This window comes from Micromonospora sp. URMC 103 (genome assembly GCF_051386435.1).
Lineage (GTDB): Bacteria > Actinomycetota > Actinomycetes > Mycobacteriales > Micromonosporaceae > Micromonospora.
Genome location: NZ_JBPQTR010000004.1, coordinates 152,635 through 174,537 on the forward strand (window position 1 = coordinate 152,635; position 21,903 = coordinate 174,537).

A 21,903-nucleotide genomic window follows, 5' to 3' on the forward strand; every position below is an offset into this window, starting at 1 on the left:
GCCCGGGCCGGTCGGGTCAGTGCGGGTTGCCGGCCGTGAGCCGTAGCGTGAAGCCGGCGGCGCCCCGACGCAGGCTCACGTGGTTGCACGACTGGTAGGTGATCCACAGGCCGAGGCCGCCGGTCGCGCCGGTGCCGGCCGGCAGCAGCCCCGCGAACGGGTCCTTCGGGCCGTCCCCCTCGTCGGTGACGGTCGCCACGATCCGGTCGGCGCCGGCCCAGAGCCGCAGCCGGACCGGCGGACGCCCGTGCCGGAGGGCGTTGGTGACGGTCTCGCTGATCGCCACCACGAAGTCGTCGACGTCGTCCGGCGACAGCGCGCCGTGGTCGATCGCGTACACGGCCGCGCGGGCCTGCGCGGCCGTCGGATCGGTCAGCTCGACGAGTGGCGGCGCGGCCTGCAACGGGTCCGGTGGCGCGACCCGGTCCTCACACAGGTAGACGGTCGGCTCGGTGTACGTGGGGCTGGGCACGTGCCGCCCGTCGGGGGTGGCGAACCGGGGGTGGGTGCGGGCCACCTCGTCGAGCACGTGCGGGGGCGTGATCCGGGTGTCGTACGCGCACATGCTCCACAGCGGGAAGTCGTCGTACGCGTGGTTGATGGCCGACTCGTAGCGGGCCCACCAGTCCCACGTCGCGCCGAACGCGACCGGGGGCAGCTCGCCGACGATCCGGATCTGGCCGGCGCCCGCGGTGACCCGCGCCTTCAGCAGCTCGCGGTACGAGCGGATCGCCGCCGTGGGCCGGGCGTAGACGCTGCCGCCGGCAAGGAACTCGACGCCGCTGTCGGCGGGCAGGGCGGACCGCACGAGACCGCCGGTGCGCTCGCCGAGGGCCACGAACGTCGGCTCGCCCGCCTCGACGCCGCCGAGCAGGAACGGCACCACGACGGCGAGCAGGTCCTCGTCGCGGCCGTAGCGGATCGCCTCGTGGTAGTAGCCGTGGTGTCCGGCGGCGGCGCCCGTCCTCACCCGGTCACCTCGACGGTCAGCCCGGGCACGTCGAGCAGCCCCACGAGACGGGACACGGCGGCGTGCGGCGAGCGCACCACCACGGCGGCGCCCCGGCGGCGGCCGTACTCACGCAGGCGCAGCAGCGCCCGATGGTCGACGAAGCGCAGCCGGGAGGCGTCCACCACGAGCCGCCCGTCGGCCGGCCGCAGGTCGACCCGCTCCAGCGTGATGGCGAACAGTTCGTCGCCGGCCAGGTCCAGTTCGCCGGCCAGCCCGAAGCGGTCGTCGGCCGGGCCGCAGGCGTAGAGCTGGAAGGGGGTCTCGGTGGCGTTGGTCTCCGGGTGCAGGCAGGCCAGCTCGGCGGTTGCCCGGCCACCCAGCTCCCGCCGGTCGTACGCGCACATGGCCGTGAAGGGCCGCGCGCGCATGTACCGGTCCACGAGGTGCTCGTAGCGGGTGAACGCGTCGAGCTGGGCCGGGGTGCGGACCAGCGGGGTCGCCTCGGCGACGACCCGCAGGCCGTGGAAGCCGGCGGCGAGGGCGGCCTCGGTGGCCCCCGCGTACGCCCGCACCTGCGCCGGGCCGTCCACCACGGCGCCCGTCCGATAGGTGTCGCTCAACGACACCACGCCGAGGACCCCGCGGGTCAGCGCGTCGCGCAGCGCCGGGGTGTCGGAGAGCCTCGCGACGACCGGCTCGGCAGGCCCGGCGGCCACGTACCAGAGCCGCTCCCCGGCCGTGAGCCCCGCGATGAGGAAGGCACGCGCCTGTCGCTCGAACGCCGTCGGGTCGTCGTAGACCCAGCAGACGTGGTTCGAGGGGGCCGGAGATTCCGCTCCGCTGGTCACGCCGGTCGCCCCATGCCGGGAGTCTAGGCTCCGCCGGTCGGTCACGGCATCTCCACGGGGCAGCGTCGGCGCAGCCGCTCGAGCACCGCCGTGCTGGCCTGCTCGAGAGCGTCGAGCTGGGCCGGGGTGAGCACGTCGGAGAAGAGGTCGCGCACCTGGGCCGCGTGCGCCTGGGCGGCGCGGCGGACGCCGGCCAGGCCGGCGTCGGTGAGCCGGACGATGGCCGAGCGGCCGTCCTCCGGGCACTCGTCCCGGACGACCAGCCCGCGCTGCTCCATCCGGCGGATCTGGTGGGCGAGCCGGCTCTTCTCCCACTGGAGTTCGTCGCGCAGGTCCCGGGAGCGCAGGGCGTGCCGGTCGGCCTCGGCGAGCGCGGCGAGGACCTGGAAGTCGGGTTCGGAGATGCCCGCGTCCTGCTGGAGGTGCTGGTTCAGCGCGAGGGCCAGCAGGTCGTGCATCCGGTGGAAGGCGCGCCAGACCTGGTACTCGCGCTGCTCGAGCCGGTTGCCGGGATCGCCCATCCGACCAGCGTAATTCGGGCTGCGGCAGGTGGCCCGGCCGCGCGATTCCGGGCCCGTCGGGGATGACCGGGATCACACGCGTGTCGACGTCGTGCGTCGTACCCTGGTTGACGCATCAACCTTCGGGAGACAGTCGTGTCAGGTAACTACGGCCACCGTCGCGGGGCCGGCATCGCGTACGACGAGGTGCCCGCCTCGCTGGCCGACACCGCCGTGGAGCCCGGCGACGTCGACTACACCCGGGTGCGGTCGACCTACCTGCGTGGGGGCGCCCCCGGACTCGTCCTCCGACCGGGCACCCCGGCCGAGGTGGCCGACGCGCTCGCCTTCGCCCGCGCGCACCGGCACCTGCCGCTCGGCATCCGCAGCGGCGGGCACGGCATCAGCGGCCGGTCGACCAACGATGGTGGCATCGTGATCGACGTCGGCCGGCTGGACGGCATCGAGGTGCTCGACGAGGCGGCCCGACTCGTCCGGATCGGCCCGGGCGCCCGCTGGATGGACGTCGCCGCGGCGCTGGCACCGTACGGCTGGGCCCTCACGTCCGGCGACTACGGCGGGGTCGGCGTCGGCGGGCTGGCCACCGCCGGCGGTGTCGGTTGGATGGCACGCAAGCACGGGCTCACCATCGACCACCTGCGCGCCGTCGAGATGGTCCTCGCCGACGGCAGCCACGTGCGGGCCAGCGACACCGAGAACCCGGACCTCTTCTGGGCCGTACGCGGCGCCGGCGCCAACTTCGGGGTGGTCACCGCGTTCGAGTTCGAGGTGGACGAGGTCGGCCCGGTCGGCTGGGCCCAGTTCGTCCTGGACGGGAGCGACCCGGCCGGCCTGCTCACCCGCTGGGGCGCCGCCGTCGAGGCCGCGCCACGCGATCTGACCAGCGCCATCATCATGGGTCCGCCCCGGCTGGGCCAACCGGCCGTGGCGCAGGTGATGGCGCTCGTCGACTCCGGCGACCCGGCCACGATCGTCGCGCAGCTCCAGCCGGTCGCCGACGTCGCGCCCGGCTACGACCAGCAGGTGGTCGTCACCTCGTACGCCTCCGTGATGGCCAACGCCGGCCGTGGTGACCACCACGGCCAGGGCGAGCCGATCGCCCGCACCGGTCTCGTCGCGCACCTCACGCCCGCCTTCACGGAGGCCGTGGCCCGCCTGCTGCGCAGCGGCGTCGTTTACTTCTTCCACGTGCGCTCGATCGGCGGCGCGGTCACCGACGTCGACCCGGACGCGATGGCGTGGAGCCACCGCGGGGTGAACTTCCACGTGACCGCGTTCGGGCGGCACCGCACCCGCCTGGACGCGCTCTGGGACGAGCTGTTGTCCGAGCACCTGCGCGGCACCTACCTCAGCTTCGAGACCGATTCGCGGCCGGAGCGCCTCGCCGAGGCGTTCCCGCCCCGCACCCTGGCCCGGTTGCGCACGCTGAAGAAGCGCTACGACCCGGACTGCCTGTTCCGCGACAACTTCCCCATCGCACCCGACACCGCTTCGAGGAAGACACCATGACCGACTACGGGCACGACCTGCTGTTCGGCACCTTCACCACGCCCACCGCGCAACCGGCGCGGCACGCCGTCGACCTGGCCGTGGTGGCCGACCGCGCCGGGCTGGACCTCGTCACCTTCCAGGACCACCCGTACCAGCCCCGGTTCCACGACACCTGGACGCTGCTGAGCTACGTGGCAGCGCGCACCGAGCGGGTCCACCTGAGCGCCAACGTGCTCAACCTGCCGCTGCGGCAGCCGGCGGTGACCGCCCGCAGCGCGGCGAGCCTCGACCTGCTCAGCGGCGGCCGGTTCGAGCTGGGCATCGGCGCGGGCGCGTTCTGGGACGCCATCGAGGCGATGGGCGGGCGCCGGCTGAGCCCGGGCCAGGCGATCACCGCGCTCGACGAGGCGGTCCGGATCATCCGCGAGGTCTGGGCGACCGACAGGCCCGGCGGCGTACGCGTGGACGGGGAGTACTACCGGGTCAACGGCGCGAAGCGGGGGCCCGCCCCGGCCCACGACGTGAACGTGTGGATCGGCGCGTACAAGCCGCGCATGCTGCGCCTGACCGGGCGGGTGGGCGACGGCTGGCTGCCCACGCTCCAGTACCTGCCCGGCGGGCCGGCCGACCTGGTCGCCATGAACGAGCAGATCGACGAGGCCGCCGTGGCGGCGGGTCGGGAGCCGGCGCGGGTCCGGCGGTTGCTCAACATCTCCGGCCGGTTCGCGTCCACCGGCCGGTCGCTGCTCGACGGCCCGCCCGACCAGTGGGCGGAGGACCTCGCCGGCCTGACTCTGGAGCACGGGGTGAGCGCGTTCATCCTGGCCACCGACGATCAAGCCATGATCGAACTCTTCGCCGCCGAGGTCGCCCCGGCCACCCGAGAGCTGGTCGCCGAGGAGCGCGCCCGCACGGCGCGCCTAGCAGGCCGCCCGCGCGGATGCCGGGGCGGATCGGCATGCCCGGGATGGCGGTCGCGATCGACATGCCCTTGGGGGAGAGGCGCGGTCGCGATCGACATGCCCTGGGGGAGAGGCGCGTCGCCATCGACATGCCCTTGGGGGAGGGGCGCGGTCGCCATCGACCTGTCACGCCGCGTGATGTGACCGGAGCGTCACCATCCGCCGGGCGAGGCCCACACCCCTCTCGACGCTTTGCTCTGCACCCACGGATGCACCACCGCGATGAGCTGCCAAAACGGCGGAGGGGCCGGAGGCCGGCGCCGCGGGAACGGTGACGCACCGTGCTTGGTGCACATAGGGGTGCAGAGCAAAGGAGTCGAAGAGGCTGGTGGCCGGGCCGGGTCGTGGTGACGTCGGGTGACGACCGGTTGCCGAGGCGGGCAGCCACGACGTGACCCCGGCGGGGCCTACCGGGCCAGCAGCCCGCGCAGCGCCTCGACGACCTCGGCCGGAGCCTCCTCCGCCATGAAGTGGCCGCACGAGACGGTGCGGTGCACCAGGTCCGGCGCCCACGCCCGCCACAGCGCGACCGCGTCGTAGCCGAGCGCGGCACCCCAGTCCTGCTGGAGGACGGTCACCGGCATCCGCAGGCGGTTCCCGGCGGCCCGGTCCGCCCGGTCGTGCGCGACGTCGATCCCGGCCGAGGCCCGGTAGTCGGCCACGATCGAGGTGACCGCGGCCCGGGACGCCGCCAGGTAGGCGGCCCGCACGTCGGCCGGGATCGCCTCCGGATCCCGGGTCCAGACGTCCAGGAAGTGCCCGAAGAACGCGTCTGGGCTCCCGGTGATCAGCTCTTCGGGCAGGCCGGGCGGCTGTGCCATGAGGTAGAGGTGGAAGCCGACCGCGGCCGTGGCGCCGTGCAGGACGTCCCACATGTCGAGGGTGGGCAGCACGTCGAGCGCCGCGAGGTGGGTGACCGTGTCCGGATGGTCGAGACCGGCACGGAGGGCGACCAGCGCGCCCCGATCGTGGCCGGCCAGGGCGAACCGCTCGTGCCCCAGCGCCCGGGCGAGGGCCACGATGTCCGCGGCCATGGTCCGCTTGGCGTACCGCTCACCGTCGGTGTCGGCCGGCTTGTCGCTGGCCCCGTAGCCGCGCAGGTCGGGGCAGATCACCGTGTGGTCCGCCGCGAGGTCCGCGGCGACGTGCCGCCACATGAGGTGGGTCTGCGGAAAGCCGTGCAACAGGACGACGGGGCTGCCGGAGCCGCCCACGGCCGCCTGGAGCGCCACGCCGTCGGCGACCGTGACGCGCTGGTAGTCGAAGCCCTTGATTCTCACAGGAAATCCTCCGCTGTCGGCACCCGGCCGGGCGCTGATTCGCCCCGCCAGGCGGTACGCGTCGAGCCTGCGCCCCGCCGATCAGCACCCGATCAGCGTCGGATGAGTGGCGCACGTGTTGGGTGACGCCTCGGCGACACGACACGCCGTCCGACGACTCGCTCAGCCGTCACCGATCGGCCCCGCCCGGCCGGCCGTGCCTAGATTGGGGCCATGACCAGGCAGCCGGCGGCACCCGCGGTGACGTTCGGCGTGCTCGGGGAGGTACGGGCCGACGACGCCCGCGGCCGCCTCGCGCTTCGTGGCGCCCGCCAGCGGGCCGTACTGGCCCGGCTCCTGGTCGCCCGAGGCCGGGTGGTGCCGGTGGACCGGCTGGTCGACGCCCTGTGGGACGAGCCGCCGGAGGGGGCGGTGGCCGCGCTGCGGACTTTCGTCGCGGACCTGCGGCGGGCCCTGGAACCCGATCGCCCGCCCCGCCAGCCGGCCCGCCTGCTGGTCACCACTCCGCCCGGGTACGCGCTGCACCCCGCGCCCGACGCGGTCGACGCCTGGCGGTTCGAGACCGCGGTGAGCGAGTCGGCGGAGCTGCTCACGGCCGGGGCGCCCGGCGCGGCGCTGGCCCGCCTCGACGACGCGCTCGCCCTGTGGCGGGGCCCCGCCTACGCCGAGTACGCCGGCCGGAGCTGGGCCCGCGCGGAGATCGACCGGCTGGACGAACTGCGGATGCTGGCCGTCGAGCGGCGCGCCGAGGCGCTCCTGGCCCTGGGCCGGCCCGGTGAGGCGGCGTCCGACCTGCGCGCGCACGTCGCCGACCACCCGCTGCGCGAGGAGGCCTGGCGCCTGCTGGCCCTGGCCCGGTACCGCGCCGACCGGCAGGGCGACGCGCTGGCGGCGCTGCGCCGGGCACGGGAGACGCTGGTGACGGAACTCGGCGTCGACCCCGGGCCCCGGTTGCGGCAGCTGGAGGCGGACATCCTCGCCCAGGCTCCGCATTTGGCGGGCCCGCCCAGCCCGACGCTCCCAGCCGGGCCGTCGAAAGCGGAAGGTCAGGCTGCGGCGGCCGGACCCACGCACGCGGAAGGCCAAGCTGTCGCGGCCGGACCGACGAAAGCGGAAGGCCAAGCTGTCGCGGCCGGGCTGACGACGGCGGGAGGTGGCGTCGCGCGTCGGCCGTTCGTCGGCCGACACGACGATCTGGCCCGTCTCCGACAGGCCGCCGAGCAGGTGACCCGCCGGGGCGCCCCGGCCCTGGCGCTGCTCTCCGGTGAGGCGGGCGCCGGCAAGTCCGCGCTCGCGGAGGCGCTGACCGGCGAGCTCGCGGCGGCCGGCTGGATCACGGCGTGGGGCCGCAGCCCCGAGTACGACGGCGCCCCCGTGGCCTGGCCGTGGCGACAGGTCGCCGACGAGCTGGCCGTGAAGACCGGTTCCGGACCACCCGAGGCGGAGTCGCCGGAGGCGGACCCCGCCGTGGCCCGCTTCCGCCTGCACCGCGCCGCCGCGGCGCAGCTCACGGCGGCGGCCACCCGCGCGCCCGTGCTGCTGGTCCTCGACGACCTGCACCGTGCCGACGAGGGCACGCTGGACCTGCTCACCGCGCTGCTCACCGAGCCGGAACCGGTGACCGGCCCGGTGCTGGTGGCCGGGGCGTACCGGGCCACCGAGATCACCCCGGAGCTGACCGCGGCGCTGGCCCGGCTCGCGCGGCTCGAACCGCTGCGCGTGTACCTGGGCGGGCTCGACGAACACGCGACCGGCCAGCTCGCGCGCGCGGTCGCCGGCCGGGACCTGCCCGAGCCCGCCGTGCGGTCGATCCACCGGCGCAGCGGTGGCAACCCGTTCTTCGTACGGGAGCTGGCCCGCCTCCTCGCGGCGGAGGGCCTGGCGGCGCTGGACCGGGTGCCGGCCGGCGTGCGGGACGTCATCCGTCACCGGCTCGCCCGGCTTCCCGTGCGGGCGCAGGAGGTGCTCCGGCAGGCCACCGTCCTCGGCCGGGACGTCGACCCGGACGTGCTGGCCGCGCTCCGGGCCGGCACCGCGGCGACGCCCGACGGCGGCAGGGCGACCACGCCCGACGGCGGCAGCGCGGCGATGCCCGACGGCGGCAGCGCGGCGACGGCCGACGGTGGCGACGAGGCCCTGCTCGACGCCCTCGACGACGCCCTGGCCTCCGGGTTCCTCACCGAGCAGGACGGCGGGCTGCGGTTCACCCACATCCTGGTGCGCGACACGCTCTACGGCGACCTCTCGGCGCCGCGCCGGGCCCGCTGGCACGCCGCCGCGGGCGAGGCCGTCGAGCGGTTGCACCCCGACGACGTGGTCACCCTCGCCCACCATTTCGCCCTGGCCGGGACCCCGGCCACGGCCGTACGGGCGGCCCGCTACGCCCGGGCCGCCGCCGAGCAGGCCGAACGCCGCGCCCACCCGCACCAGGCGGCCCGACTGTGGCAGCAGGCCGTGGAGGCCCACGAACGGGCCGGCGACGGTGACGTACGCGGTCGGCTGGCGGCCGTCATGGGTCTCGGCCGCGCGCTCGCCGTGACCGGGCACCTGGATCGCACCCGTCGCTACCGGGCCGAGGCCATCGGCACGGCGGAGACGGTCGACGATCCGGCGCTCGTCGCGGCCGTGCTCACGGCCTTCGACGTGCCCGCGATCTGGACCCGCAACGACGACGAGGCGCTCTCCCGCCGCATCGTGGCGGCCGTCGACCGTACGCTGGCCGCGGTCGGCGCCGACGATCCCGAGCTGCGCAGCCGCCTGCTCAGCACGCTCGCCCTGGAGCTGCGCGGCACCACGGGCGACCGGGGGCGCCGGGCGGCCGTCGAGGCGGAGACGATCGCGCGAGGCCAGCGGAATCCCGCGCTGCTGGCGTTCGCGCTCAACGCCCGCTTCATGCACACCTTCGAGCGGACCGGCCTCGCCGCCGACCGCGCGCGCCTCGGCGCGGAGCTGGTCGACCTGGCGGCCCGGCACGACCTCGTGACCTTCGAGGTGCTCGGTCACCTCGTCCTGGTGCAGGCGAACTCCGCGTTGGCCGACCTTCCCGCCGCCGACGCGGCCGCGGCCGCCGCCGACCGGCTCGCCGCCCGGCACGACCTGCCGCTCGTGGGCGTGTTCACGCAGTGGTACGCCGCGCTGCGCCTGGCCCTCCTCGGGCGCTCCGCCGAGGCGGAGGTGGCCTATCGGCGGGCGGCGGCCCGGACACCTGCCGCCGGCATGCCCGGCATGGCGGACGGCCTCCTGCCGCTCGCGCTGCTGTCGCTGCGGCTGGCCGACGCGCCCCCGGGCGCTCCGGTGGCCGTGCCGGAGGGTGCGCTGGGTCCGTACGAGCCGTGGGTGCGGGCGCTCACGCTGGCCGCCGTTGGCCGGGACGAGGCGGTCGCCGCCCTGCGCGCCCTGCCCGAGTCGCCGCACGACCTGCTCCGGGAGGCCCGCCTCGGTCTGACGGCCCGGGCCGCGCTCGCCGCGCGCGACGAGCCGACGATGCGGTACGTGTACGCCGAGCTGCTGCCCGCCGCCTCCGAGCTGGCGGGGGCCGGCAGCGGCGTGCTCAGCCTCGGTCCGGTGGCCCGGCACCTGGCCGACCTGGCCGCGGCGCTTGGCCGGGACGACGAGGCGACTGTCCACGACCGGACGGCGCGGGCGCTCGCGGCACGCCTGCGATCCGGGGCGTGAAACGTGGGTGCCCCGGGCCGTGAAACGGCCCGGGGCACCCCGGTCGGTTCGGATTTCCGGCGCCCGGTCAGGACTTCCGGAGCCAGAAGGTCAGGCCCAGGGACTCCTCGGTGAACGGCTCCGCGCCGCTCCACGACGGCTCGCCCTCGGCGCAGTCGGTGGCGAGCACCTCCTCGGCGACCAGGTCACGGTGCTCGCGCAGCGCCAGCGCGGTCTCCTCGCGGTCGGTGCGGTAGCGCAGCTCGATCCGGTCGGTCACCTCGAGGCCGCTGGCCTTGCGCGCCTCCTGGATCTGCCGGATCGCGTCCCGGGCCGCGCCGGCACGCCGCAGCTCGGGGGTGAGGTGCAGGTCCAGCGCCACGGTCGCGCCGGCGTCGCTGGCCACGGCCCAGCCCTCACGCGGGGTCTCCGTGACGACCACCTCGTCCGGGCCGAGGGTCACCGACTCGTCGCCCACCTGGACGGTCGCCGAGCCGGTGTCGCGCAGCGAGTCCCGCAGGGTCGCGGCGTCGGCCGCCGCGATCGCCTTCGCGACCTGCTGCACGGTCTTGCCGAACCGCTTGCCGAGCGCGCGGAAGTTGGCCTTCGCCGTGGTGTCCACGAGCGAGCGGCCGGCTCCGCCCATCGGGTCGACCGATCCGACGTTCAGCTCGGCGGCGATCTCCGCGAGCAGCTCGGGGGACAGCTCCTCGAAGCCGTTGGCCGAGGCCAGCGCCCGCGACAGCGGCTGGCGTACCTTCATCCCGGAGTCGGCCCGGGCGGCGCGGCCCAGCTCGACGAGCCGGCGCGCGAGCGCCATCTGCCGGGACAGGCCCGGGTCGATGAGGGACTCGTCGGCGACCGGGTACGGCGCGAGGTGCACCGACTGCGGCGCCTCCGGGTCGACCGGTACGACCAGGTCCTGCCAGACCCGCTCGGTGATGAACGGCGTGAGCGGCGCGAGCAGCAGCGTCACGGTGGTGAGCGCCTCGTGCAGGGTGGCCAGGGCCGCCCGGTCGCCCCGCCAGAAGCGCCGCCGACTGCGCCGGACGTACCAGTTGGACAGGTCGTCGACGAACGTGGCGAGGAGCCGACCCGTCTGGTGCGTGTCGAAGTCCGCCATCGCGGCGTCGACCTGCTGGACCAGCGTGTTCAGCTCGGAGAGCACCCACCGGTCCAGCACCGGCCGGTCGGCCGGCGCCGGGTCGTCGGCCGACGGGGTCCAGCCGGCGGTACGGCCGTACAGGGACTGGAAGGCGACCGTGTTCCAGTACGTCAGCAGGATCTTGCGGACCACCTCCTGGAGCGCCGTGTGCCCGACCCGGCGGGCCGACCAGGGCGACCCGACGGCGGCCATGAACCAGCGCACGGCGTCGGCGCCGTGCTGGTCCATGAGCGGGATCGGCTCCAGGATGTTGCCGAGGTGCTTCGACATCTTCCGGCCGTCCTCGGCGAGGATGTGGCCGAGGCAGACCACGTTCTCGTACGACGACCGGTCGAAGACCAGCGTGCCGATGGCCATGAGCGTGTAGAACCAGCCGCGCGTCTGGTCGATGGCCTCGGAGATGAACTGCGCCGGGTAGCTCTTCTCGAACAGCTCGGCGTTGCGGTACGGGTAGCCGAACTGGGCGAACGGCATGGAGCCGGAGTCGTACCAGGCGTCGATGACCTCGGGAACCCGCCGGGCGGTCTCGCCGCAGTGGCAGGCGAAGGTGACCTCGTCGATGAACGGCCGGTGCGGGTCGAGGCCGGTCACGTCCGACCCGGTCAGCTCGCTCAGCTCGGCGAGGGAGCCGACGCAGGTCAGGTGGTCGTTCGGGCACCGCCAGATGGGCAGCGGGGTGCCCCAGTAGCGCCGCCGGGACAGCGCCCAGTCGACGTTGTTGTTGAGCCAGTCGCCGTAGCGGCCGTACTTCACGGTGGCGGGGTGCCAGGTGGTGCGCTCGTTCTCGCGCAGCAGCGCGTCCCGGACGGCCGTGGTGCGGACGTACCAGGACGGCTGGGCGTAGTAGATGAGCGCGGTGTGGCACCGCCAGCAGTGCGGGTAGGTGTGCTCGTACGGGACGTTCTTGAACAGCAGCCCGCGCAGCTGGAGGTCCTCGATGAGGGGCCGGTCGGCCTCCTTGAAGAACCTCCCGCCGACCAGCGGGATCTCCGGCGAGAACCGCCCGTTGGACTGCACGGGGTTCACCATGGGCAGCCCGTACGCCCGGGCCGTGGCCAGGTCGTCCGCGCCGAACGCCGGCGCCTGGTGGACGAGGCCGGTGCCGCTGTCGGTGGTGACGTACGACGCGAGGACCACGAAGTGCGCGTCGGGCACCTCGACGAGGTCGAACGGCGGCCGGTAGGTCCACCGTTCCAGCTCCTTGCCCTTGAACGACTCGCCGGTCAGCTCCCAGCCGTCACCCAGCGCGTACGCGAGCAGCGGCTCGGCCACGACGAGCTGCTCGTTGCCGTCGCTGGCCACCACGTACCGCACGTCGGGGTGGACGGCCACGGCGACGTTCGACGGCAGCGTCCACGGGGTGGTGGTCCAGACCAGCAGGGCGGCCCGGTCGGCCAGCGGACCCGAGGTGAGCGGGAACCGCACGAACACCGACGGGTCGACGACCGTCTCGTATCCCTGGGCGAGCTCGTGGTCGGACAGGCCGGTCTCGTCCCGCGGGCACCACGGCGCGACCCGGAAGTCCTCGACCAGCAGGCCCTTGTCGAAGATCTGCTTCAACGACCACCAGACGGACTCGATGTACTCCGGGTCCATGGTCCGGTAGGCGTCGTCCAGGTCGACCCAGTAGCCCATGCGCTCGGTGAGCTCGGCGAACGCGTCGGTGTGCCGGGTCACCGACTCGCGGCAGCGCGCGTTGAACTCGGCGATGCCGTACTTCTCGATGTCCTGCTTGCCGGAGAAGCCGAGTTCCCGTTCGACGGCCAGCTCGACGGGCAGGCCGTGGCAGTCCCAGCCGGCCTTGCGGGCGACGTGGAACCCCTTCATGGTCTTGTAGCGGGGGAAGACGTCCTTGAAGACCCGCGCCTCGATGTGGTGCGCGCCGGGCATGCCGTTGGCGGTCGGCGGGCCCTCGTAGAAGACCCACTCGGGCCGGCCCTCGGACTGCTCCAGGCTGCGCCTGAAGACGCTGTTCGCGTGCCAGAAGTGCAGGACCTGGCGGTCGAGATCGGGCAGGTCGACCTGGGTCGGGACGCTGCGGTACATCGCTCCTCCGTCGGCGCGTCGTGCTGAGGCTCCGCCGGAGGGACGAGGCCGTGCGGCCCCGCGGTACCACCCTCCTTGACCGTTTCCGGCCCTCTCGTTTCGGGTGTGGTCGGGTCTACTCGGCCTCGCGGCCTTTCTTCCGACAGCTCCGGGGTGATCTTCCCGCCGCGCACACCTCCGGGCTTCCACCATCCCCGGATCGCTCGTGGCTGCGTGCGACGGTACTCGTCCCCATCTGCGCCTTCCGCGCCCATCCTATCCCAGCCGGGGGCCGGACCACGACGTCGATACGGGGCCGGTCACCGGTCGGTTCCGGCGCCGGCCGCCGGCCAGGTGCGGAGGTACGTGAGGACGGCCAGGACCCGGCGGTTGCTGTCGTCGCTGGGGTGCAGCCCGAGCTTCAGGAGGATGTTGCCCACGTGCTTGCCGATCGCCGCCTCGGTGACGTGCAGCGCCGCGGCGATCGACGCGTTGGACCGCCCCTCGGCGATCAGCGCCAGCACCTCCCGTTCGCGACCGGACAGCGCGGCGAGGGGGTCGCGGGGGCGGTGCAGCAGCCGGCGTACGACCTCGGGGTCGACGACGGTGCCGCCGCCGGCGACCGCGCGCAGGTGCGCCACGAACTCGGTCACGTCGGCGACCCGGTCCTTGAGCAGGTAGCCGACCCGCCGGCCGTCCCCGCTGTCGAGCAGCGCCGCCGCGTACTCGGCCTGCACGTGCTGGCTGAGCACCACGACGGCGAGGTCGGGCCGCTCGGCGCGCAACGTGACGGCCGCGCGTAGCCCGTCGTCGCGCCGCTGCGGCGGCATCCGGATGTCCGTCACCACGAGGTCCGGCCGGTGCGTGCGGACGGCGTCGAGCAGTTCCGGCGCGGAGCCGACCGCCGCGAGCACCGGGAAGCCGAACCGCTCCAGCAGGGCGACGAGGCCCTCGCGCAGGAGCGCCTCGTCCTCGGCGAGCACGACCCGGGTCACCGGCGGCACGGCAGCTCCACCCGGACCAGGGTAGGGCCCCCGGCCGGGCTGGCCAGCAGCAGCCGCCCGCCGGCCGCCGCCACCCGGTCGGCGAGCCCCGTGAGGCCGCTGCCCCGCGCCGGGTCGGCGCCGCCCCGGCCGTCGTCGGACACCTCGACGACGAGCCGGTCGCCGGTCCGCCCGAGCCGCACCTGCGCGCGGCTCGCCCCGGCGTGCCGCGCCACGTTCGTGAGGGACTCGGCGACCACGTAGTAGGCGGTGTCCTCGACGACCTCCGGCAGCGGCCCGTCGAGGTCGGCGCTCACGGTGACCGGGACCACGGCCTCGTGGGCCAGTTCCCGGACGGCGCCCGCGAGCCCGAGGTCGGTGAGGCTCTGCGGACGGATGCCGTGCACGATCCGACGGAGCATGACCATGAGGTTCTTGGCCTGGTCGTGTGCCACGGCGAGCGGCCGGGCGGCGGGGGAGTCGGCGGGCACGTCCAGCCGGGCCATGCCCAGGTGCAGGGTGAGGCTGGTCAGCCGGGGCTGGGCGCCGTCGTGCAGGTCCCGTTCGATACGGCGGCGCTCGGCCTCGTACGCGCCGACGAGGCGGGCGCGTGACCGGGTGACCTCCCGCAGCGCGGTGGCCTCGGCCGGCGAGCCGAGCAGCCAGCGCGCCACGGCGGCCTGCGCCGCGGCGAGCGCGCCGAGGCCGTACCAGAGCACCGGCAGCAGCAGGGCGCCCGCGATCGCGTACGGCACGGCCTCGCCCGGGGTGTCCGCCGTGGACCAGATCAGAACGAACCGGTCGCCGTTCCCGACCAGCCAGGGGCTGGCGATCATCACGAGATCGATGAGAAGGAACAGCGTGGAGAACCAGTAGACGAGCGGCACGACACTGCCCAGCAACGCCGTGTACGCGACCTCCCGCCAGGCGCCGGCCGTGGTGTAGCGGGCCGCGAGCCCGGTCCAGGGGCGGGCGGGCAGCGGTCGCGGGTCCACGACGCCGAGCCGCCAGCGCTCGACGGTCGCCACCGCGATGCTCACGATCGGTCCCAGCGCCACCGCGGTGAGCGCGCCCACCGCCAGGAACAGGGCGAGGGGGAGGGAGATGGGGCGGTCGTGCTGGCGTACCGCGTTGACGGCCGCGATCAGGGGCGCGCCGACCGGCAGCATCCCGAGTGAGAGCACGCCCGCGATCGGTGCGGTGGTCACCAGGTACGCCAGTGCGCGCCAGGGCCACCAGGAGATCAGGTAACCGCGGCGGCGCAGCGCGCCGGCCAGGTGCGGAGGCGGGGGCGATGTCATGCGGCCGACGCTAATCGGGAAGCCGGCGGCGACCCAGCCGGCTGGATGCACTCCGCAGGTAGGTCCAGCCCTACCCCCGGGCGCCGGAGGGTGCATGCGGGCTCGCCGCGTACGGAAGGGACGTTCCACCTGCTCTTGACAGTCCACACCACCGGGAGGAGCATCCTCCGACGTCCCCATGACAACGTTGTCAGGACGACGCGAGGCACCGTCCCCACCGGACGCCCCCACGTGTCTCCCGTCGTGCCGCAGCGTTCCTGAACCGTCCAACGTGAAGGGCAAGTGTGTGTCGGACCATCTGACGCGCCCGGGGCGCGCCTCACGACGCCGAACTCTCGCCGGCATCGCGGCGGCGGCCGCAGCCGTTCTGGCCGCGACCGCCGCGGGCACCCCCGCCTCGGCCGCGCCCGGCTCCACCGAAGTCACCGATCCCGTCCCCTACGTCAACCCGCTGATCGGCTCCGCCAACCTCGGCAACACCTACCCGGGAGCGGTGCGACCCTTCGGCATGCTGGCCTGGAGCCCGCAGAACTCGCGGGGCCAGCAGACCTCGACGCCCGCGCCGGGCGGCTACGAGTACGGCGCCACGAAGATCCGGGGCTTCAGCCTCACCCACCTCAACGGCGTCGGCTGCAACGGCGCCAACGGTGACATCCCGATCATGCCGTACGCGGGTGCCGTCGACTCCTCGCCGACGGCCGACGTCTCCGACGCCCGCTACGCGAGCACCTTCTCCCACGCCAACGAGACCGCGCGTGCCGGGTACTACCAGGTGGCGCTGGACAGCGGGGCCTCGGCGGAACTCACCACCACCGCCCGTACCGGGTCCGGCCGGTTCGGGTTCCCCGCCGACAAGCCCGCCAGCATGCTGTTCCGCACCTCGAACTCGGAGACCGGCAGCACCGCCGCCACCGTCCGGGTGGACGAGAAGGCGAGGACCGTCACCGGCTCGGTGAGCGCGGGCAACTTCTGCGGTCCGCAGAGCGCGAACAACCGCCACGACCTCTACACGCTGTACTTCACGGCGCACTTCGACCAGCCGTTCGCCGAGATCGGCACCTGGCAGGACGGCACCCTGAACCGCGGCGTCTCCTCCGCCTCCGGCGGCACCGGCATCGACGGCCGGGGCTTCCCGAACGCGGGCAAGGGCTCCGGCGCGTACGTCACCTTTCCGCAGGGCACGACGCGGGTCGGGGTCAAGGTGGCCATCTCGTACGTCAGCCCGGACAACGCCGAGGCCAACCTGCGCGCGGAGAACCCGCCGAAGAAGACCTTCGAGGACGTCCGGTCCGAGGCCGCGGCCGCGTGGCGGCGCGAGCTCAGCAAGATCAAGATCGGCGGCGGTACGAGCGACCAGCGCACCACGTTCTACACGGCGCTGTACCACTCGATGCTCGAACCCACGCTGACCAGCGACGTGGACGGCCGCTACCTCGGTGGCGACCGGCAGCCGCACCGGATCGCGAAGGGCCAGGAGGCCCAGTACGGCACCTTCTCCGGCTGGGACCAGTACCGGGCACAGGTCCAGCTCGTCACCCTGCTGAACCCGAAGGTCGGCAGCGACTACGCGCAGTCCCTCTACAACTACGCCGGACAGCGCGACGGGGAATGGGACCGCTGGCTCCTCCTCAACGGCAAGACGAGCGTCATGTCCGGAGACCCGTCGGCCCCGGCGGTCGCCGGGATCTACGCCTTCGGCGGCCGGGACTTCGACGTCCGGGGCGCGCTGCGCTCCCTCGTCACGGCGGCGACCGTGCCGACCGCCAACGACTCCGACAGCGCGGGCTGCAACGTGGAGTGCGTGGGCCAGCGTCCCGCCCTCGACAAGTACCTGAAGCTGGGGTACGTCCCGGCGGACGGCTGCCACTGCTGGGGCGGCGCGGCCGAGACGCTGGAGGACGCGGCCGCCGACTTCGCGCTGGCCGAACTGGCCGGGCAGCTCGGTGACCACGCGAACGAGGCGACCTTCCGTGCCCGTGCCGGGAACTGGAGCAACGTCTTCGACCTGACGGCCACCCCCGCGGGCGGCTACATGCGCGACCGCAAGTCCGACGGCACGTGGGCGGAGCGGTCGTTCAGCCCGGCCACCGGAAGCGGTTTCGTCGAGGGCAGCAGCGCCCGCTACACCTGGATGGTGTACTCCGACGTGGCGGGCCTGGCCCGGGCGATGGGCGGCAACGCGGCGGCGGAGAAGCGCCTCGACGCCTTCTTCCGCACCCCGGACGGCAGCTTCGACTTCACCGCCCGGGACGACACGCGGTACGACCCCACCAACGAGCCCGACATCAACGCGCCCTACCTCTACAACTACCTCGGCGTCCCGTACAAGACGCAGGAGACCGTCCGCGCGGAGATGGACCAGCTCTGGACCAACACCCCCGGCGGCATCCCGGGCAACGACGACGCCGGGACCATGTCGTCGTGGTACGTCTTCTCGGCGCTCGGCATGTACCCGCAGGTCCCCAGCCGCGCCGACCTCGTGCTGTCCGCGCCGCTGTTCCCGCACGCGGTGATCCACGCGGGCAAGGGCCGGACCATCACGGTCGACGCCCCGGCCGCCTCGGGCAGCAACACGTACGTCCGGTCGCTCAAGGTAGACGGCAAGAGCTCCACCAAGCCGTGGGTCCCCGCCTCGTTCGTGACCAAGGGCGGCAGGCTGGACTTCGTGCTCGGCAGCACCCCGAACAAGGCGTGGGGCAGTTCGCCGGCCGACGCCCCGCCGTCGTTCCGCGAGGGGGAGCAGCCGTTCCTGACCGGCGCGACCCCGCAGTCGGTGAAGGTCGAGCCGGGCAGCGGCGCGAGCACGACGTTCACCGTGCAGGGACTGACCCGTACCCCGGGTGACATCCGCTGGAAGGCCACCGCGCCCGCCGGTGTGACGGTGTCCCCGGCCGAGGGGACGCTGAGGCTGCCGGCGGACGGCCGCGGCACCGTGGCGCTCACCGTCGCGGCCGCCGGTGACACCACCCCCGGCCCCTACACGGTGACCCTCACCGCGACCACGGCCTCGGGGACACCGCTGCCCGCCGTGACGCTTCCGGTGACCGTCGCGGTACGGGACAGCGTGTTGTGGAACCTGAACAACAACGGCATCTCGGCCGACGACACCAACCCGCAGGCCAACTTCGACGGCGGCGGTTGGAGCTACTCGGCGAAGGCGCTCGCGGCGGTCGGTGTGACACCCGGCGCCACGGTGTCGGCCAACGGGTTCGACTTCACCTGGCCGAACGTGAAGCCCGGCGACCCGGACAACATCGTCGTCGAGGGTGGCGGCCAGGTCCTCAGCGTCCAGGCCGCCGAGGGCGCCACCCGGCTGAGCGTGCTCGGCAGCGCCGCCTTCGGCGACGCCAGCGGGACGGTCACGCTCACCTACACCGACGGCACCACCCAGCAGGCGGAGATCGGCTTCAGCGACTGGACGCTGGGCGGCGGCGGGCAGCAGCCCGCGTTCGGCAACACGACGGCCGTCCACACGGAATACCGCGACGTGCTGGGCGGCGGCGTCGACCCGGTGGGTACGGACGTGTTCGCGACAGTGCCCATTCCCCTGCAGCCCGGCAAGCGGCTCGCCAGCCTCACGTTGCCGAGCACCACCAACGGCGGGGTCATCCACGTGTTCGCCGTGGCCACGGCCTGACGCACCACGGCGACTCCGCCACCCGCAGCGGCTGACCGCCGCGGGGATCGATTCAAGCGGGGACCCGTTCCGTCCGGAACGGGTCCCCGCGCTTTCGCCGGTCACGGGACTCCACGTCGGAGGGTGATGGCGTACGGTGACTCGACCGCGCCGCACCCCGTGCTCGCCGGGTGCGGCCGGTGGCCGTCACACGGGGGAGGTCTGATGGCACAGGTTCCGATGGGTGAGTTCGGCGCGTCGACCGAGCGGTTCGTGGCGTCCTGGGCGGCGGGCATCTCCGAACGGGCCGCCAAGGCGCAGGCGCTGTCGGACCGGGTGGCGTCGATGTCGGCGACCGCCGAGGGCGCCCAGGGTGCGGTGCGGGTGACCGTCGCCTCGTCCGGTGTCATGACCGACCTGCGGCTCGACGACCGGGTGCGGCACTGGCGGGCGGACGAGATCGCCGCCGAGGTGCTGGCGGTGATGCGACGGGCGCAGGGCCGGTTGGCCGGGCAGGTGGCGGAGGCCGCGGCGGAGACCGTCGGCGCCGACTCCGAGACCGCCCGCGCCGTCGTCGGCAGCTACGAGACGCGCTTCCCGGAGGTGCCCGAGGAGGACGACTCCGGGTACGACGCATGGGGTGGCCGTGGGCGCTGAGGCACGCGGCTTCGAGGTCACCACGACGGCGTTGACCGGGCACGCCCGGTCCGTCGACCGGATCGCCGAGGCGATCGGCGTCGCGCACGACGCGGCGGCCCAGGTGCGGGCGGGCGCCGACGCGTACGGGCAGTTGCCCGCCTGCCGGGCCATCCCCTTCCTGCTGGACTTCCTGCAAGGGCCGGCCGTGGACGCGCTGGCGGCGGCGCAGGAGGCGTTGCGCAGCGCCGCGGGGGCGCTCGACGACACGGCGAACAACTACCACCACACGGAGTCGGAGGCCTCCGCTTCCTTCCAGCGGATGCAGCGATGAGCACGGGGGTGACGAACCCGCTGATCGCGGCCCGGCAGGACACCACCACCGGCTACAGCGGCATCGGCATCGTCGAGAGTCTCGTCGACCTGCGCAACGGCATCGAAAGCGGATCGTGGATCGACACGGCCATCGGCGGCTTCGGCACGTCGATGGAGGTGCTGGTGACCTGCGTCGACCCGATCGGGTCGGTCGTCTCCTGGGGGGTCGCCTGGCTCATCGAGCACGTCAAGCCCCTCTCCGACGCGCTCGACTGGCTGGCCGGCGATCCGGACCAGATCACCGCGTACGCGCAGACCTGGCACAACGTCAGCCGGCACGTCGCCGGCCAGGTCACGGCCCTGTCCGAGGCGGTGCGCACCGAGCTCGCCACCTGGACGGGCCCCGCGTCCGAGGCGTACCGCCGCTACAGCGAGCAGCACGTGCGTCACCTCACCGGTCTGGCGGACTCCGCCGGTCTGATCGGCACCGTCGTCGAGGGCGCCGGCCTGGTGGTCGCCCTGGTCCGGGAGCTGGTGCGGGACCTGATCGCCGATTTCGTCTCGGTCCTCGCCGTCCGGCTGTGGGAGTGGCTCGCCGAGGCCGGCCTCACCCTGGGCGCGGCGACCCCGTGGGTCGCGGCACAGGTGTCCTCCCTGGTCGCCAAGTGGGCGGCGAAGATCGCCGGGCTGCTCACCGCCCTCGCCCGCAGCGTCGAACGGCTCCGGCCGATCCTGTCCAAGCTCGGCGAGCTGCTCGACACCCTCGGTACGGCGCTGAAGGACCTCCGGCGTACCCCCGGCCGAACCGCCACCCCCGACGCGTCGACCTCCACCCCGGGGCCGCGCGGTTACCCGGACCTCGGTGGCGGCGGCGGGCAATTCCCACCGCGGGCCCTGCCGGACGGGTCCCCGCACGGCGGACCGTCGGGGGAGCCGGAGCCCGGCGGCCCGGGGCACGACGCCGGTGACCCGGCGGACCTCGACGGGTCCGATGCCCCAGGGGCCGAGCCCACCGGCGAGCCGGGCATGCCCGATCATGCGAGCGAGGCCGAGCTGCGGCTGCTCGGCAAGGAGGTGCACAGCATGGTCGAGCTCGACCCCGGTGGGCACGTCAACGACGCGTACGACGTCACGTTCACCGACGGCACGCACGGTGTCTACAAACCCAACGTGCCGGAGAACGAGTTCGTCCAGGTGCGCTCCACGATCCCCGAGAACGAGCTGGCCGCGCGGGAGGTGGCCGCCGCGCGCCTCGACGAGGACCTGGGCTTCGACCTGGTGCCGACGACCGCCCGCTGGGACGGCCCGCACGGGTCCGGCTCGATGCAGGAGTTCGTGGAGAACGCCGGTCCCGGCCGTCCCGTCGCCGCCTACACGCTTCCCGAGCGGGAGCAGATGGCGGTACTCGACTACGTCAGCGGCAACACCGACCGGCACATGGGTAACTACCTGACCGGCCCCGACGGTCGCCTGGTCGCCATCGACCACGGATACTCGTTCCCCGAGTCGAACGCCGAACCGCTGCGCTCGGACTTCGTCCAACAGCAGATGAACCAGCAGCTCAGCCCGGAGACGATGGCCCGGATCCAGGCCACCGACCCGGCCGCGCTGGCCGGCCGGCTGCGCGACACCGGGATGAGCGAGCAAGCGGTGGCCGGCGCCATGGACCGCTTCAACGAGATACGCAGTCGCGGCATGATCACCGGCGAGGCGTGGCAGGCGTTCCGTCCGCCCAGCCCGCGGTGACCGACGAAGCCCTGGTAACCGAGGAGGCAGGCATGACCGAGCAGGCACCGACCCGGGTCGCGCTGTACACGTTCGCCCAGCACACCAGCCGCCGGGTGGCGGAGTTCCGCTGGCAACCGGGCCAGGCGGTGTCGCTGGACGTCCTCGACCCGGAGTGGGGGGCGCTGGCGCGGGACTTCTACGACAACGGCGTTCCGGCCGGGCCGGGCCGGGTGCCGCCGCAGGCCGGCCCGGACTTCATGCGTGCCCTGCTGCAACGCTTTCGGATGAGTTACTACAAGTTCGTGGACGAGAGCGACTGAGCCGGGCGATCCACCGGGACGGCACCCGCTGCCCGGTCGTCCGCTCCGGTGGGTGTCATTGTTCGCTGAGCATTGCGGCGGCCGGGAAAGCCGTCAGGCGGCGTCG

The 21,903-nt window shown here is 74.0% G+C and carries 15 protein-coding genes; 8 read left to right on the top strand and 7 right to left on the bottom strand.

The features are described from left to right. Window positions 1-16 precede the first annotated feature (16 nt). Genes ACSNOA_RS04300 through ACSNOA_RS04310 form a run of 3 tightly spaced genes read right to left on the bottom strand, consistent with a single transcriptional unit; the run spans window position 17 to window position 2,321 of the window. Window positions 17-970, bottom strand: a complete 954-nt coding sequence (locus tag ACSNOA_RS04300; RefSeq protein ID WP_436656490.1) for an anti-sigma factor RsbA family regulatory protein — start codon at window positions 968-970, stop codon at window positions 17-19. Further along, on the bottom strand, window positions 967-1,800 hold the full coding sequence (locus ACSNOA_RS04305; RefSeq protein WP_436656492.1) for an MEDS domain-containing protein: 834 nt from the start codon (window positions 1,798-1,800) through the stop codon (window positions 967-969). Before ACSNOA_RS04305 ends, ACSNOA_RS04300 begins: the two co-directional genes overlap by 4 nt. Window positions 1,801-1,841: 41 nt before the next feature. Then, window positions 1,842-2,321 carry a MarR family winged helix-turn-helix transcriptional regulator gene (locus ACSNOA_RS04310; RefSeq protein WP_436656494.1) on the bottom strand — a complete coding sequence of 160 codons (480 nt, stop codon included), beginning with the start codon at window positions 2,319-2,321 and terminating at the stop codon, window positions 1,842-1,844. Between the two features lie 135 nt (window positions 2,322-2,456). On the opposite strand from ACSNOA_RS04310, the gene ACSNOA_RS04315 reads away from it, so the two are divergent. Together ACSNOA_RS04315 and ACSNOA_RS04320 are read left to right on the top strand one after the other, a co-directional pair. After that, a complete protein-coding gene (locus tag ACSNOA_RS04315) occupies window positions 2,457-3,830 on the top strand; it encodes an FAD-binding oxidoreductase (RefSeq protein WP_436656496.1) in 1,374 nt (457 codons plus the stop codon). After that, window positions 3,827-4,918, top strand: a complete 1,092-nt coding sequence (locus ACSNOA_RS04320; RefSeq protein ID WP_436656498.1) for an LLM class flavin-dependent oxidoreductase — start codon at window positions 3,827-3,829, stop codon at window positions 4,916-4,918. The genes ACSNOA_RS04315 and ACSNOA_RS04320 overlap by 4 nt, the downstream gene beginning before the upstream one ends. A gap of 263 nt (window positions 4,919-5,181) precedes the next feature. On the opposite strand, the gene ACSNOA_RS04325 is transcribed toward ACSNOA_RS04320, so the two are convergent. Beyond that, window positions 5,182-6,054, bottom strand: coding sequence for an alpha/beta hydrolase (locus ACSNOA_RS04325; RefSeq protein WP_436656500.1), 873 nt, complete (start codon window positions 6,052-6,054; stop codon window positions 5,182-5,184). A gap of 213 nt (window positions 6,055-6,267) precedes the next feature. Between ACSNOA_RS04325 and ACSNOA_RS04330 the strand changes: the two genes are divergently transcribed. Next, window positions 6,268-9,729 carry a BTAD domain-containing putative transcriptional regulator gene (locus ACSNOA_RS04330; RefSeq protein ID WP_436656502.1) on the top strand — a complete coding sequence of 1,154 codons (3,462 nt, stop codon included), beginning with the start codon at window positions 6,268-6,270 and terminating at the stop codon, window positions 9,727-9,729. 67 nt (window positions 9,730-9,796) lie between these two features. On the opposite strand, the gene ileS is transcribed toward ACSNOA_RS04330, so the two are convergent. The 3 genes from ileS to ACSNOA_RS04345 form a co-directional block, all read right to left on the bottom strand. After that, window positions 9,797-12,919, bottom strand: coding sequence for an isoleucine--tRNA ligase (gene ileS / locus ACSNOA_RS04335; RefSeq protein WP_436656504.1), 3,123 nt, complete (start codon window positions 12,917-12,919; stop codon window positions 9,797-9,799). A 299-nt stretch (window positions 12,920-13,218) separates the two neighbouring features. Continuing rightward, window positions 13,219-13,902: a response regulator transcription factor gene (locus ACSNOA_RS04340; protein ID WP_436656506.1), complete on the bottom strand. Its 684-nt coding sequence runs from the start codon at window positions 13,900-13,902 to the stop codon at window positions 13,219-13,221. Further along, window positions 13,890-15,182, bottom strand: coding sequence for a histidine kinase (locus ACSNOA_RS04345; protein WP_436656508.1), 1,293 nt, complete (start codon window positions 15,180-15,182; stop codon window positions 13,890-13,892). The genes ACSNOA_RS04340 and ACSNOA_RS04345 overlap by 13 nt, the downstream gene beginning before the upstream one ends. Before the next feature lie 286 nt (window positions 15,183-15,468). Here ACSNOA_RS04345 and ACSNOA_RS04350 point away from each other — a divergent pair, with 286 nt between their 5' ends. From ACSNOA_RS04350 to ACSNOA_RS04370, 5 genes are all read left to right on the top strand, one after another. Then, window positions 15,469-18,819: a GH92 family glycosyl hydrolase gene (locus ACSNOA_RS04350; RefSeq protein ID WP_436656510.1), complete on the top strand. Its 3,351-nt coding sequence runs from the start codon at window positions 15,469-15,471 to the stop codon at window positions 18,817-18,819. A 204-nt stretch (window positions 18,820-19,023) separates the two neighbouring features. Further along, complete coding sequence (locus tag ACSNOA_RS04355) at window positions 19,024-19,455, top strand: YbaB/EbfC family nucleoid-associated protein (RefSeq protein WP_436656512.1); 432 nt, start codon at window positions 19,024-19,026, stop codon at window positions 19,453-19,455. Next, entirely contained in the window at window positions 19,445-19,768 is a 324-nt protein-coding gene (locus tag ACSNOA_RS04360; protein ID WP_436656514.1) for a type VII secretion target, read from the top strand. The genes ACSNOA_RS04355 and ACSNOA_RS04360 overlap by 11 nt, the downstream gene beginning before the upstream one ends. After that, window positions 19,765-21,495 carry a hypothetical protein gene (locus tag ACSNOA_RS04365; RefSeq protein ID WP_436656516.1) on the top strand — a complete coding sequence of 577 codons (1,731 nt, stop codon included), beginning with the start codon at window positions 19,765-19,767 and terminating at the stop codon, window positions 21,493-21,495. Before ACSNOA_RS04360 ends, ACSNOA_RS04365 begins: the two co-directional genes overlap by 4 nt. A gap of 32 nt (window positions 21,496-21,527) precedes the next feature. Beyond that, window positions 21,528-21,797 carry a hypothetical protein gene (locus ACSNOA_RS04370; RefSeq protein WP_436656518.1) on the top strand — a complete coding sequence of 90 codons (270 nt, stop codon included), beginning with the start codon at window positions 21,528-21,530 and terminating at the stop codon, window positions 21,795-21,797. Window positions 21,798-21,903: the final 106 nt, after the last annotated feature.